Source organism: Duganella radicis (assembly GCF_009720825.1).
Taxonomy (GTDB): Bacteria; Pseudomonadota; Gammaproteobacteria; order Burkholderiales; family Burkholderiaceae_D; genus Rugamonas; species Rugamonas radicis.
In genome coordinates, this window is sequence record NZ_WNKY01000136.1 from 1 (window position 1) to 378 (window position 378).

At 77.0% G+C, this 378-nt stretch carries 1 pseudogene; it reads left to right on the plus strand.

The window, feature by feature from the left end:
* Window positions 1-76: 76 nt before the first annotated feature.
* Window positions 77-378: pseudogene (locus tag GM676_RS32870) on the plus strand (TolC family protein); the annotation flags it as partial.

Sequence of the window (378 nt, forward strand, 5' to 3'; positions counted from 1 at the left end):
CCAGCGCGCGGCGTCGGCCACCGGGCGGCGGGTGGCGGCTGGCAAGGTGTCGCCGGTGGAGCAGACCCGCGCGCAAGTGGCGGCGTCCACGGTCAAGCTGGAGTTGATCCGCGCCCAGAGCGCGCTGGCGACGGCGCGCGCGCGGCTGGCGGCCCAGTGGGGCAATCCGGCGCCGCGCTTTACCGAGGCGGCCGCGGCGGCCACGACGATCGATGCAACCGGAACAGCCGGAGCGGCCGAGGCGACCGGGACAACCGTGGCAACCGGGGCAACCGGGGCGGCCGGGGCTGCCGGAAAGGCTGCGGCGGCCGATGCGCTGGCCGCGCTGCCGGACTTGCCGGAACTGCCGCCCCGGTTGCCCCGGTTGCCACGGTTGTC